Source organism: Lentzea sp. NPDC004782 (genome assembly GCF_040609115.1).
Lineage (GTDB): Bacteria > Actinomycetota > Actinomycetes > Mycobacteriales > Pseudonocardiaceae > Lentzea.
Genome location: NZ_JBEXJN010000006.1, coordinates 87,076 through 100,511, shown reverse-complemented (window position 1 = coordinate 100,511; position 13,436 = coordinate 87,076). Strand labels below are relative to the sequence as shown.

At 70.8% G+C, this 13,436-nt stretch carries 10 protein-coding genes; 5 read left to right on the top strand and 5 right to left on the bottom strand.

The window, feature by feature from the left end; translation table 11 throughout:
• Positions 1-6 precede the first annotated feature (6 nt).
• From ABZV40_RS07875 to ABZV40_RS07860, 4 genes are read right to left on the bottom strand one after another with little or no spacing between them, the layout of a single operon-like run.
• Positions 7-1,521, bottom strand: a complete 1,515-nt coding sequence (locus tag ABZV40_RS07875) for a bifunctional 3-(3-hydroxy-phenyl)propionate/3-hydroxycinnamic acid hydroxylase (protein WP_355437310.1) — start codon at positions 1,519-1,521, stop codon at positions 7-9.
• Positions 1,518-3,407 (bottom strand): acyl-CoA synthetase, encoded by a 1,890-nt coding sequence (locus tag ABZV40_RS07870; protein WP_355437308.1) that lies wholly within the window; start codon positions 3,405-3,407, stop codon positions 1,518-1,520. The genes ABZV40_RS07875 and ABZV40_RS07870 overlap by 4 nt, the downstream gene beginning before the upstream one ends.
• The gene (locus ABZV40_RS07865) at positions 3,404-4,339 is read right to left on the bottom strand and encodes a fumarylacetoacetate hydrolase family protein (RefSeq protein WP_355437306.1); all 936 of its coding nucleotides are present in this window, start codon (positions 4,337-4,339) and stop codon (positions 3,404-3,406) included. The genes ABZV40_RS07870 and ABZV40_RS07865 overlap by 4 nt, the downstream gene beginning before the upstream one ends.
• Positions 4,336-5,469: a VOC family protein gene (locus tag ABZV40_RS07860; RefSeq protein WP_355437304.1), complete on the bottom strand. Its 1,134-nt coding sequence runs from the start codon at positions 5,467-5,469 to the stop codon at positions 4,336-4,338. Before ABZV40_RS07860 ends, ABZV40_RS07865 begins: the two co-directional genes overlap by 4 nt.
• Positions 5,470-5,586: 117 nt before the next feature.
• Here ABZV40_RS07860 and ABZV40_RS07855 point away from each other — a divergent pair, with 117 nt between their 5' ends.
• The 3 genes from ABZV40_RS07855 to ABZV40_RS07845 all read left to right on the top strand — a co-directional run bounded on the left by ABZV40_RS07855 (position 5,587) and on the right by ABZV40_RS07845 (position 7,994).
• Entirely contained in the window at positions 5,587-6,219 is a 633-nt protein-coding gene (locus tag ABZV40_RS07855) for a TetR/AcrR family transcriptional regulator (protein ID WP_355437302.1), read from the top strand.
• A gap of 180 nt (positions 6,220-6,399) precedes the next feature.
• The gene (locus ABZV40_RS07850) at positions 6,400-7,056 is read left to right on the top strand and encodes a hypothetical protein (RefSeq protein WP_355437300.1); all 657 of its coding nucleotides are present in this window, start codon (positions 6,400-6,402) and stop codon (positions 7,054-7,056) included.
• Positions 7,053-7,994, top strand: a complete 942-nt coding sequence (locus tag ABZV40_RS07845; protein WP_355437298.1) for a serine protease — start codon at positions 7,053-7,055, stop codon at positions 7,992-7,994. Before ABZV40_RS07850 ends, ABZV40_RS07845 begins: the two co-directional genes overlap by 4 nt.
• Before the next feature lie 2 nt (positions 7,995-7,996).
• Here ABZV40_RS07845 and ABZV40_RS07840 read toward each other — a convergent pair whose 3' ends face one another.
• The gene (locus ABZV40_RS07840) at positions 7,997-8,665 is read right to left on the bottom strand and encodes a helix-turn-helix domain-containing protein (protein ID WP_355437297.1); all 669 of its coding nucleotides are present in this window, start codon (positions 8,663-8,665) and stop codon (positions 7,997-7,999) included.
• A 95-nt stretch (positions 8,666-8,760) separates the two neighbouring features.
• Between ABZV40_RS07840 and ABZV40_RS07835 the strand changes: the two genes are divergently transcribed.
• Both ABZV40_RS07835 and ABZV40_RS07830 read left to right on the top strand, forming a co-directional pair.
• Positions 8,761-11,466: an MMPL family transporter gene (locus tag ABZV40_RS07835; protein ID WP_355437295.1), complete on the top strand. Its 2,706-nt coding sequence runs from the start codon at positions 8,761-8,763 to the stop codon at positions 11,464-11,466.
• On the top strand, positions 11,466-13,433 hold the full coding sequence (locus ABZV40_RS07830; RefSeq protein ID WP_355437293.1) for a YhgE/Pip family protein: 1,968 nt from the start codon (positions 11,466-11,468) through the stop codon (positions 13,431-13,433). Before ABZV40_RS07835 ends, ABZV40_RS07830 begins: the two co-directional genes overlap by 1 nt.
• Positions 13,434-13,436: the final 3 nt, after the last annotated feature.

Here is a 13,436-nt window from a genome sequence, read left to right as displayed (position 1 = left end):
CCCGTGTCACGGGGATTTCGTTGCGCGGTAGGCAGGTAACGCCGCGCAGAGGGTGGCCAGGTCGCGGCCCGCGCTGTGGACTGTCGCGTCAGGACGGACGACCGCGGCGTGGGCGGAGCCGCGGCGCAGCCAGCGGTGCAGGGGGCTTCCCGGCCCGGCCACCACGAGTACGGCTCCGCGTTGTTCGATGTCCACGCGCTGCGCGGGCGACGGCTCGGCGACGCTGACGACGGCGAACCGGCCTGCTGCCACGTCATCGAAGCGCCGGCCGCCGTCGACCGGTGCGTTCGGGCATTGCCGGCCCGCCAGGGAATGCCCCAGGCGCGGGCGCACCACCAGGGCGGAGCGGTGCAGGGCCGGGGTTTCGGTGGCGAGCACGCGCTTGCGCAGGCCGGGCACGAGGTGCAGGCGGGGTGCCGCGACGCGGCGCAGGAGGTTGCCGAGCTCGCCGCCTTCGGTCATGGCGGTGCCCATCAGCTTGGCGAGCCGGATCATGGCGGTGGCGTGGGGTTTGCGTTCGGTCTCGTAGCTGCCGAGGACGGTTTCGGCGAGCGTGCCGTCGAGCACGCCGGCGAGCTTCCAGGCGAGGTTCACGGCGTCGCGCATCCCGGCGCCCATGCCCTGCCCGATGAACGGCGGGGTGAGGTGAGCGGCGTCGCCCAGCAGGAAGACGCGCCGATCGCGCCAGCGGTCGGCGACCTGGGCGCGGAAGGTGTACTCGGCGACGCGGACGATCTCGAACTCCTCGGCCGGCGCCTCCCCCGTCCACGGCTTGATCAGCGGCAGCAGCGCGGCCGGTTCGCGGTAGTCGTCTGCCGTTTCACCGGCGGCCAGCTGGAACTCCCAGCGGTAGCGGTTCTCTCCGACGCGCATGTAGGTGGCGGCGCGGGAAGGGTCGGAGACCTGGTGCACCCCTTCCCAGGCACCGAGTTCGGCGTCGGTGCGGACGTCGACGACGAGCCAGCGCTGGGTGAACCCGAGGTCGCGCATGACGGCGCCGATCGAGGTCCGGGTCAGGCTGTTCGCTCCGTCGCAGCCGAGGACGTACCGCGCGCGCACCGAGTCCGGCCGGCCGGTCGAGTCGGTGAACTCCACGCGCACACCGTCGAACTCCGGGACGAGTGAGGTGACCTCCGCGCCGCCGTGCAGCGTGGCGGCGCGGTGTCGCCCGAGTCCCTTGCGCAGGAGCGCTTCCAGCTCGGGTTGGTCGAACATGCTGGCCTCGGGGTAGCCGTGCCGGCCGTGCGCCGCGTCGCGCCGGAACTCCGCGAGCACGTGCAGGTCCCGGTCCACGAGCCGCAACCCGTTGCAGCGCCAGGAGATCTGCGAGAACTCCGCGAACAGGCCGAGCCTGCCGAGAATGCGGCAGATCTCGTCGTCGAGGTGAACGGCGCGCGGCTGGGGGTAGATCGTTTCCCACCGGTCGAGGACGAGCGACTCGATGCCGTGCTGGGCCAGCAGGGCGGCGGCGGTGAGACCGGTCGGGCCCGCGCCGATGATCACCACGGGTACGTCGGTCACGAGGCACCTGCCAGGCGCCAGCCGATCGCGTAGCGGCCGAGGACCGCCTTGATCGCCGGCTCGTCGGCGTCGCCCGAGATCCGCACCACGGCGATGACCGAGCCCTCGTCGATCTCGGCGTCCACCTCGAGCACGCCGGGCAGGCCGGCGAGGGCGCCGGTGAGCTCGCGGCGGGTGGCGTCGGCGCGCAGGGCGGGCTTGTACGGCTTGCCGAGGTCGGTGAGCGGCAGGGCGTCGAGCACCGTGACGGTCTTCGGCGCGGCCGCGGACTCGGGGACGTGGTCTCGTGCCCAGTCGTACAGCTCCTGTTCGGTGACCGCGGAGCCGGAAGCGAGCGTCACGTAGGCGACGGGTACCTCGCCGGAGTGGGCGTCCGGCCGGCCCACCGCACCGGCGGCGGTGACCGCGGGGTGGGCGAGCAGGGCGTCCTCGATCAGTGCCGGGTCGATGTTGTGGCCACCGCGGATGATGAGGTCCTTGGCGCGACCGGCGAGGTACACGAACCCGTCGGAGTCGAGACGGGCGAGATCACCGGTGTCGAGCCAGCCGTCGACGAGCTTGCCGAGCCCGTCGAGGACGTGACCGTGCTCGTCTTGACCGGTGACGTAGCCGGCGAACACCGCGGGGCCGCTGATCGCGAGCACGCCGGTGCGGCCGGCTGGGAGGTCTTCCCAGGTGCCGTTCTCGTGGACGCGGACGGTTTTCATCCGCTGGTAGGGCAACCGTTGACCGACCGAGCCGGGCCGGGGCGCGTCGGGGAAGCTGCGCGCGCTCGCGCAGGTCGCTTCGGTGAGGCCGTAGCCTTCGACGAGCGTGATGCCGGTGTGGGCCTGGAAGTTTTCGCGCACGGACGACGGCAGCGGAGAGGCGCCGACCATGGCGAAGCGCAGGCTGCTGATGTCCGCGTTGACGGGGCACTGCGCGAGCACCGCGTAAACAGTGGGGACCGCGCTCATCGTGGAGATCCGGTAGTACTCGATGATCTTCCAGAACTCGCCGTAGAGCGGGACGTCGCGATAGCCCAGCGGCCCGGCCCAGACCACGTGCTGTCCCTTGAACAGCGGCGTGAGCAGGGTGACGACGAGTGCGTTGACGTGGAACAGCGGCAGCGCGGCGAAGAGGGTGGCGTGCTCGTCGAGCAACGAGTTGGCGGCCAGCATCCAGGCGTCGGCGATCTCGCCGGCCTGCGTGTGCGCGGCCAGTTTCGGCGCGCCGGTGGTGCCGCCGGTCGGGAAGAGCGCCGCCAGGTCCTCCGGGCGGGGCGGTTCGCCGAAGAACGCCGACGAGTCGTGCCACGCCGCCAGCTCACTGAGGTAGCCGACGCGGATTCCGGGCAGGCGCGGCAGGTCCGGGGCCGGCTCGGCGGCGCCGGTGGGCCGCAGCACCAGGAGGAAGTCGACCTGGCCGTCCTGGGCCAGGGCCTGCGCGGTCTCCCAGACGGCCGGGGACAGCTCGGGACCGGCGGTGACGAGCACCCGCGCGCCGCAACGACGCAGGAGCTGGGCGAGATGCTTGCGCGACAGGCCACCGTTGAGGGGCGCCGCGATCCCGGCGAGCTGCGCGGCCAGGGTGGCGGGCACCAGCTCGGCGGTGTTGGGCGACATCAGCGCCACCGCGTTCCGCCGGCGGACACCGATGCCGTGCAACAGATTCGCGTACCGGTGGACGTCACCGAGCAGTTCGGCGAAGGTGCGCTGCTCGGGTTCACGCCAGCGCGCGGCTTCCGGCAGCACGGTGATCGCGGTGCGGTCCGGCCATTCGGTGGCGGCGCGGACCAGGAGGGCGTAGGTGGACGCGGGAAGGCCGCGTGCCGCCAGCGGCACGGCTTCGATCGCGGCGACGTCGGTGGGGGCGGAGTACTCCGGCCACAGCAGGCTCTCGGTCATCGGGCGTACCTCACCACCGTGCGCTGGGTGCCCAGGTCGATTGCGCCGTCCCGGGTGGCGACGGTGGCCTCGATGACGTCGCCGTCCTGGAGGTAACGGGGATTCCGCTCCTGGCCGCGGAAGAACAGCTTCCACTTGAGCGCCGGCGGCAGGAGGGAGCCGACGATCTCCGCCGGCTTCGGCGGGGCGGACAACGCCGTGCCGACCGGGGTGCCGGTCAGGACGAGGTCTCCCGGATCGAGCCGTTGGAAACGGGCGAGGGCCCGGAGGGCCTCGGCCGGGTGGTAGATCATGTCGGTGACCGACTGGTCCTGGCGGGTTTCGCCGTTGACGGTCAGTTTCAGCCGCAGGTCGGTGAACCGCTTGAGCTCGTCGGCGTCGAGCAGGACCAGCGCGGGCCCGGTGGGGGTGAACGTCGGGTAGGACTTGGCCTCGTAGAACTGGGTCTGGGGCAACTGGATGTCGCGTGCGGAGATGTCGTTGGTCACCACCAGGCCCGCGACGAAGCCGGAGACGTCCTCGCCGATCTCCGTGCCGACCGGGATCTCCGCGCCGATGACGAGGCCGATCTCGACCTCGTAGTCCAGGAGCCGCACGTGGGCCGGGCGCACCACGTCGTCGTGCGGACCGCTGATCGAGCCGGACGACTTGCGGAAGAACGTCAGCGGCACGGTGTCCGGGTTCCCGCCGGTGTCCTTGACGTGCGAAGCGAAGTTGGTCATCTGGGCGACCAGCCGGCACGGGGCGGTGACCGGCGAGACGAGCTCGAGGGCCTCCGCGTCGACCGTGTCCCCGCTCGCCGCCGCAACGTCGAGGGCTTGCCGGTCGGCCAGCAGTTGTGCGGTGGTCGTCGCGCGGGTGGCGACCTTGGCCGCCCCTGCCGGGGTGGCCACCCACCAGGCGTCGGCGGTGCGCAGGACGGAAATGCTCATGACACAGCTACTTTCAGCAGGCCGCGAAGGCGGTCGAAGTCGAACTCGTTCTCCTCGCGCAGCGCGCCGATGACGGCGCGCAGCTCGCCGAACGCCTCCCGGCCGGGTTTGACGCCGAGGAAGTCCTTGGTGGCGGGCGGGCCCCACTGGGCCAGTCCCGACGCGGTCATCGGCGCCCAGCCGGGTTCGAGCGTGCAGTCGAACATGTCGCCGTCGCTGAAATGCTCGACGAGGAAGCCGTCGGGGTCGCGCCAGTAGTCGAACAGCTGGCTGCCCTGGATGTGCCTGCCGATGCCCCACGATCGCCGGTAGCCCTGGTCGAGCAGGTACTCGCCGCCGGCGGCGAGTGAGTCGAGGTCCGGCACCTGATAGGCCGAGTGCACGTACCGGTTCGCCGGTCCCAGCACCAGCGCGAGGGTGTGGTGGTCGGCCGGGGTGTCGCCGCGGTCGCAACGGATGAAGCTCATCACCGGGCCCCGTCCGCGCTGGCCGGGGTAGAAGAGGAAGTCGCTCACGATCAGCCCCAGGTGGCTGAGGTACCAGTCGAGCGTTTCGCGGTACTTCCTGGTCTGCAGCACGACGTGACCGAGCCGCTGCACCTTGACCGGTTCCCGCCGCGGCCGCTGGGTGGCGTTCACCCGCGCGATGTCGTGCCCGAAGTTCAGGGTCAGCGGCTCCTGCCCAGGCAACGCCGGAAGCTCGTGCGTGCCGGACACGACCCGCACTCGGGCGCCGCTCGGGTCGTGCAGGTCCACGGTGACCCCACCGAGGCTCTCCGGCAGGCGCGTGACCTTGCGCTCGGTGGCGTCCGCCAGGCGAAGCACGTCCGCCGGGTCAGCGGCCCGGAACGCCTGTCCGGCGAACCGCGAACGCGGGCCGCGGCGGATCAGGACGCAGGGCGCACCGGGTTCGGTGCCGCGCAGCTGCAGTTCGTCCGCGGTGCGCAGCGAGGTGGTGAAACCGAAGGCGTGCGCGAACAGTTCGGCCTTGCCCAGGTCCGGCTTCTCGAACTCCAGCCACGCCAGGTCGTGCACCTTGATGACCGGATTGCCCGCCCTCCCCCGGTGTTCCCCAGGTAACGCACCCTGCTCGCTGTGCAGGTCAGCGTGGGGATCGTGGTGATCGATCATCGCCCCTCCCATATTGTTGACGATATCGTCACTTCCGATCGCATCGTCAGTCAAGAGGTTCTGACGATTTCCTCAGTTCTGTGACGATCAGCTAGGGTGCCCCTGGGAGGCGAGGGCATGACCGAGCAGGCGACCGGCGACCGGTTGACGCGGCGCAAGGCGCGGACACGTGCCGCACTGCTCCAGGCGGCCCGGACCTTCATCGCGGCCGGGAACACGAACGTCCCGATCCTGGAGATCACTCAGGCCGCCGACGTCGGGATGGGCTCGTTCTACAACCACTTCGAGAGCAAGGAACAGCTCTACCAAGCCGCGGTGGAGGACGCTCTTGACCGTTACGGCGCCTTGCTCGACGAGCTCACCGCGGAGCTGGGCGACCCGGCGCTGGCGTTCGCGCAGAGCTTCCGGCTGAGCGGCCGCCTTCACCGGCTACAGCCCGAACTGAGCCGGGTGCTGCTGAACAACGGACTCACCCTGGCCGCGTCCGAGCGCGGGTTGGCGCCCAGGGCTCGCCGGGACATCGAGGCCGCCGTCGCAGCGGGCCGGTTCACCGTGCGCGACCCCGAACTCACCATGGTCACTGTGGCCGGCGCGATGCTGTGCCTCGGCCGGCTGCTGCACGACCAGCCCGACCGTGACGCTGCGGCGGCGACCGACCAGGTCGCCGAGGACCTCCTGCGCATGCTCGGCCTTGCCGCCGACGAAGCTCACGAACTCTGCCGGCGTCCCCTGCCCGAGCCCGCCGCGTAGTCCCTCCCCGCCTACCTGCCCCAACTCGCACTTTGTCGCACCCTCTGGTCGGCGTGCCCACGTTTCACTCGACTGTGCGAAACGATACATCGCGTATCGGATACATACTGGATTACGATACGCCGTGTATCCAAGACGGTGGGAGCAATGATGAGAGCAATGGTCTCGGCCGGGGTTGGCATGGCACTGGTTCTGACGACGGGAGCCTGCGGTGCCGGTGACGCCACCGGCACCGCCTCGGCGGTGGACGGTAAAGCGCAGGAGCTGGCGCAGTCCCTGACGGCGAAGACCGACCGGAAGACGTCGCGGTTCACCTACGACTTCTCCGCGGCCGGTCAGCACCTGACGGGGAAGGGTGAGGGGCGCTACTCCGGTGCGGACAGCGCGATTTCGACGACCACGACCGTCTCCGGCGAACCCGCCGAGGTCCGGATCGTCGACAAAGCCGGGTACGTGAAACTGCCGAAGGCGGCTGGCGCGGGCGGCAGGGCCTGGGTCAAGGTCACCGCCGACGGCAAGACCGACAAGGTGATCGGCGCGTACCTGGACGCGGCCGAGTTGAGTGATCCCAGTCAGCTGATCGCGCAGATCCAGAAGTCCGGCAAGGTCGCCGGGAGCGAGCAGGCCACTCTCGACGGGAAGCAAGTCACCCACTACCGGGTGGACGTCGAGGCCACCGTTTCCGCCGAGCTCTGGGTCGACGGAGACGGACTGCCGGCCCGGATCACCGAGACGTTCAGCGGGATCACGTCGCAGTCGATCACCGTCGACTACCGCGACTGGGGTGCCGCTGTCAGCATCCAAGCGCCGCCCGCCGACCAGGTGGGTGAACTGTGAGCCCGGCCCGGCGCGCATTGAAGGTCTCGGCGACCGTCGCGCTTCTCGCCACCGGCCTGCTCACCGGCTGCGGCCCAGATCTCGCCGGCACCACGGCCGACGGTGAAGGAACGCCGACGAGTGCACTGCCGACAGAACAGCTCACCGTTTCCGCCGACCAGGCGGGGCGTCAGTGGCCGGCAGCTTCGGCGGCCACGATCAAGCCCGGTGTGCAGACCTACACCACGGGATCGGGTCAATGCACGGCGAACTACGTCTTCGTCGACGAGACGGGAAACGTCTACCTCGGCCAAGCCGCGCACTGCGCCAGTACAGGCGAGAGCAACGAGACCAACGGCTGCAGCGCGGGCAGTCTTCCGCTCGAGACCGCGGTGACCTTCAACCGCGGGGGCTCACCGGCGGCCAGCGGTACGGTCGTCGGGACCGGCCAGCTCGCGTACAGCAGCTGGCTGACCATGCACAAGCGAGGCGAGAAGGACCAGAACGTCTGCGCCTACAACGACTTCGCGCTGGTGAAGGTCACAGCGAAGGACTACGGCAAGGTCAATCCGAGCCTGCCGTACTGGGGCGGCCCCAACGGCATCAACACCACGGGTGCCAATCCCGGCGACCGCGTCTACAGCTACGGCAACTCCAGCCTCCGGCTGGGCATCACCGAGCTTTCACCGCAGACCGGCCAGATCACGCAAAGCCAGTCCACCGGCGGTTGGACACACGCCTTGGCCGCCCCCACGCCCGGAGTCCCCGGCGACAGCGGCAGCGCCTTCCTCGATCGCGGCGGGAACGCCCTCGGCACCCTGTCGACGCTGGGCCTGTCACTGCCGATCATCAACAACATCGGCGACATCGGCCGCGAACTCGCCTACGCCCAGGCACATTCCGGCATCCCCGGGCTCAGGCTCGTCCTCGGCACCGAGCCGTTCACCCCGAACCGCTGACCCTACCGACCCGGAGCGATCAAGGCCGTGAACAGCCGGGGAAGCACGTCGGTCAGATACCGGCTGTCGGCCTTGTCGGGGAGGTCGTCGAGGATCGCGCGTTCGAGCATGGTCTCGTAGAGGGCCACGATCGTGACGACAGCACTGCGCGGATCGACCGTCAGCCGCAGGTCCAGCCGGCCGAGCAGGTTCTGCAGGATGTCGCCGAGCGCGTCGTGGAACCGGCCCTCGGCGGCCGCGGCCGGCTCGCGCAGTTCCGACTGCCGCATTGCCTGAGCGCGGAACTCGGCGTTGAGCAGGTACCACGTCTCGTCGGCGGCGAGGGACTCCATGAACAGGATGCCGGCCTCCTGCAGCACCCTGTCGACCGTGCCGGGCGAGCCCGGCTCCGCGGCGCGGGTGGCCTCGTCCACGGCGACGCGCAGCCGCTCGGCGCGCTCCTTCATCCTCACCTCGTAGATCGCCAGGAACAGCTCTTCCTTGCTGGCGAAGTTGGAGTAGAAGGCACCTCGGGTGAAGCCGGCGCGGTCGCAGATCAGCTCTACCGGGGCATCACGGATGCCCAGCTCGGTGAACACGTCGTAGGCCGCCGCCATGACCCGTCGCCGGGTCTCCGCGCGCCGACGGGTCATGCCCTTCGGGTTGCCGAGACCCGCGCCGGTGGTCGCCATGTCGCTCACCTTACTTTCGCCGCCTCACCCGGAGGAGTGACGGGCTACACGTTGCATCGGATACATGATGAATTACGATACACCGTGTATCCGACGTGTTGGGAGTCCTCGTGTCGTCGTTCCTCTACCGGCTGGGCCGCGCCGCCGCCCGTGCTCGGGTGCTCGTGCTGGCGCTGTGGGTGGTGGTGCTGGCCGCGGCCGGCGGAGCGGCACTGGTGTTCAACCACGGCACCGACGACGCGTTCGCCATCCCCGGCTCGGAGTCGCAGGACGCCCTGGACCACCTCGGCCGGGTCTTTCCGGAGGTCAGTGGCACGTCGGCTCAGCTGGTGCTGGTGGTCGGGGATGGCGCGAAGGCCGACACGCCGCAGAACCGCGCGGCGGTGGCGCAGGCGGTGACGCGGATCGGGAAGCTGGACCAGGTCGCGACCGTCGTGAACCCGTTCGACGCGAGCGTGCACGGCGCGGTGTCGGGTGACGGCCGGGCCGCGTTGATCGCCGTGCCGTTGAAGGTGCAGCTCGCGAAGGTCGACCCGGCCACGAAGACGCAGCTGTCCGCGATCGCCGCGGATCTCGGGGCCGCCACCGGCGCGAAGGTCCACACCGGCGGCGACGCGTTCTCGAACCGGGTCCCGAAGCTCAGTCCGACCGAGGGGATCGGCCTGATCATCGCCCTGCTGGTGCTGGTGCTGATGTTCCGTTCCCTGATCGCCGCGGTCATGCCGTTGCTCACGGCGATCCTCGGGGTCGGGGTCGCCATCGGGCTGATCTTCCTCGCCACGCTGGTCACCCCCATCTCCTCGACGGCGCCGATGCTGGCGGTGATGATCGGGCTCGCGGTCGGCATCGACTACGCCCTGTTCCTGATCTCGCGGCATCGCGACCAGCTCGGCGAGGGGCTCGACGTCGAGGAGTCGATCGCCCGCGCCGCCGCCACGGCGGGGTCGGCGGTCATCTTCGCCGGCCTCACCGTCGTCATCGCCCTGCTCGGCCTGGCCGTGGCGGGGATCCCGTTCCTGACCACCATGGGCGTCGCCGCCGCGGTCGCCGTGGCCCTGGCGGTCGCGATCGCCGTCACGCTGGTGCCCGCGCTGATGTCCTTCGCGGGCAAGCGGTTGCGGCCGCGCGCCCCCAAACCGCGACGGACCCCGCGCCGGCGGAAACCCCAGATCGCACGCTGGTGGGTGCGCGCCGCGACGAAGGCGCCACTGGTCACCGTGCTGGTCGTGGTCGCCGGGCTGGCCATCTGCGCGATCCCCGCGACCTCGTTGCGGCTGGCGTTGCCGGACAACGGCACCGAGGAGCACGGCAGTCCGGCCCGCGACACCTACGAGGTGGTCAGCGAGCACTTCGGACCCGGCTACAACGGCCCGTTGATCGTCACCGCCGACATCATCACCAGCACCGATCCCGTCGGCCTGGTGAACAGGATCGCCGACGAGATCCGGCACGTCCCCGGCGTCGCCTCGGTCCCGCTGGCCACCCCGAACCCCAAGGGGGACACCGGAATCATCCAGGTCGTCCCCGCGACCGCGCCGGACTCCGCGCAGACCGGCGAACTGGTCACACGGCTGCGCGGGCTGGAGCCGCACTTCCGCGACGCCTACGGGACGCAGACCGCCGTCACCGGCATCACGGCCGTCGGGATCGACGTGTCCACCCAGCTCGGCAACGCCCTGCTCCCGTTCGGGATCCTCGTCGTCGGGCTCTCGCTGATCCTGCTCGCGATGGTGTTCCGCTCGATCTGGGTGCCTGTCAAGGCGACCGCCGGCTACCTGCTCTCGGTCGCCGCGGCGTTCGGCGCGACGTCGTTCGTGTTCGTGCAAGGACATCTCGCGGACGCGCTCAACGTGACGCACACCGGCAGCGTGATCAGCTTCCTGCCGATCATCCTCATGGGTGTCCTCTTCGGACTCGCCATGGACTACGAGGTCTTCCTCGTCTCCCGGATCCGCGAGGACTACGTCCACCACGGCGATCCGCACCACGCGATCGAGTCCGGGTTCGTCTCCGCGTCCCGGGTGGTCGTCGCGGCGGCGGTGATCATGTTCGCGGTCTTCGCCGCGTTCGTGCCGGAAGGCAGCGCCACCATCAAACCCATCGCCTTCAGCCTCGCGATCGGCGTCTTCGTCGACGCCTTCATCGTGCGCATGACCCTGGTGCCCGCGGTGCTGGCGCTGCTGGGACGCCGCGCCTGGGGGCTGCCGCCGAAGATCGACCGGGCGCTGCCGGTGTTCGACGCCGAGGGCGACGCCCTCATGCACGAACTGCGGCTCGCCGACTGGCCCGCCCCCGGCAGCGCCGAGGCGATCAGCGCCCGCGGCCTGCGGCTGGAGGACGACCGGGGCCGCCCGGTCTACACCGACCTCGACCTGCATCTGCCCCGCGGGGAAGTCCTCGTGCTGCACGGCACCGGTGCCTGCGGCAAAACCGCCCTGCTCTACACACTCGCCGGGCGCGTCACGAAGTTCTCCGGAGACCTCAAGGTCCTCGGCCGCGTGCTGCCCCAGCACACCCACGCCCTGCGCCGCGACGTCGCCGTCGTTGCCTGCCGGGACACCGGAAACCCGGCCCGGCAGATCGCCGCCGCCCTCGACGACGACGCCGCACTGATCGTCGTCGACGACGTCGACCTCGTGCTCCGCACCGACGTCCGCGACCAGGTCCGCGCCCTGCTCGCCGCCGGGGCCGCCACCTTCGTGCTGACCTGCCAGGACCCCGAACGCATCCGGGACCTGCTGCCCGGCCACGTCACCCACCTGCACGCCCTCACCGCCGCCCAGCCCGTCGAGGTCTTCTGATGCTCAAGCCCTTCGCCAACTCCGCCCGTGCCCTCGCCACGGGCCCGCTGACCTGGCGCACCTGGACCGGCCTGATCGCCGTGCCGCTCATCGTCATGGGCCTGCTCACGTGGGCGTTCTGGGCACCCGACACCAACCACGGCACCGCCAGGGCCGCCGTGGTCAACAACGACGAACCCGTCCAGGTGGGCGGCCAGACCGTTCCGCTCGGGCGGCAGCTGGCGGGATACCTCACCCACAGCGAGGATTCGGCCTACGACTGGGTCCTCACCGACGCCGACGACGCCGCCGCAGGCCTCGCCGACGGCAGCTACGCGGCCACGGTGACGATCCCGAAGGACTTCTCGGCCCGCGCCACCTCCAGTGCCACCGCCAAACCTCTCGAAGCCCAACGGGCACAGGTGCGGGTGCGGACGTCCGGCGCGGCCGGCGTCAGCGACCCCGGCCTGGCCGACCAGATCGCCCAGGCCACGCAACGCACGTTGAACCAGCAGGTCGTGGAGACCTATTTGGACAACGTGTACGTCGGATTCACGACCCTGCACCAGAAAGTCGGCCAGGCCGCGGACGGCGCGAGCCAGCTGGCCGACGGAACCCGCCGGCTGTCCGACGCCGCCGGGCAGCTGAGCGCGGGCGCCGACCAGCTCGCCGCCGGGACCGGCCGGCTCGCCGACGGCTCCGGCAAGCTCGCCTCCGGACTCACGCAAGCCGAGCGGGACACCGCCCAACTTCCGGCCCTCACCCGTCAACTGGCCGACGGCGCCAACCAGGTCGCCAACGGCAACGAACAGATCGCCACCGCGGTCGTGCCGCTGGCCAACCGGATCATCAACGCCATCGACACGCTGCCCTCGGCGGGCAGCGCGGCCCAGCAGTTCCGGCAACTCGCCGACCAGTGCACGGCAAACGGCGGTTCGGCCTCGTTCTGCGACGAGCTCCGCCGGACCGCGGACCGGTTCACCACCGACGCACAGAAGATCGACAACGCCAAAGCAGGCGTCCGCGCCAACGCCGTGCAGGTCCGCGACTCCGTCCAGGCACTGGCGACCGGGGCCCGCAAGGTCGCCGACGGCAACGCCCGGCTCGCCGCGAAGTCCGGGGAACTGGCCTCCGGCATCGCCTCCGCCGCCAGTGGCGCGAGGCAGCTCGACAACGGCGTCCAGCAAGCGAACTCCGGCGCGCAGCAGCTCGCCTTCGGAGCCGCACAGCTGAAGGACGGGGCCAGGAAGGTCGACGACGGCGCCGGGGAGCTCGCCGCCCAGCTGGGCAAGGGCCGTGACCAGGTGCCGAGCTACACCGACGCCGAACGCGCGCACCTCAAGACCGTCGCCGCGAATCCCAGCACCGCCACGACGGACAGCACTCCGATCGGCACCCTGGCCCTCACGCTCTTCGCCGCACTCGCCCTCTGGGCGCTGGCCCTGGCCACCTACATCGTCACCCAAGCCGTGCCGGACGGCGTCCTGACCGCGCGCGAGCCCACGTGGCGGATCATCCTCCGCGCCGCCATCCCCGGCGCGACCGCGGCGGGCATGGCCGCACTCGCCATCACCGCGATCGCCGTCCCCGTCCTGAAACTCGGCTTCACCGGCACCATCGGCTTCCTGCTGATCGCGCTGCTGGCCGCCTCGGCGTTCGTCGCGCTCAACCAGGCCGCCGCGGCGATCTTCGGCCGCGCCGGCCGGATCGCCTCTCTGGCCGTGCTGGTGCTGGCGAGCGCGACCGGCGTCGTCTCGACGCTCCCCGGACCGCTCTACTCACTCGCGAACTACCTCCCGACCCACGGCGCCGTCCTTGCGCTGCGTGCCGCGGCCACCGACGGCACCGGCCTCACGACCGGGATCGCCGAGCTCGCCGCGTGGCTGGTGATCGGCACCCTCGTCTCGATCCTGATCACCGATCGCCGCCGCTACCTGTCCGCCAGGAGCCTCCGGCTTCGCCACCCGCACCCGCTCGCGACCGTCTGACCG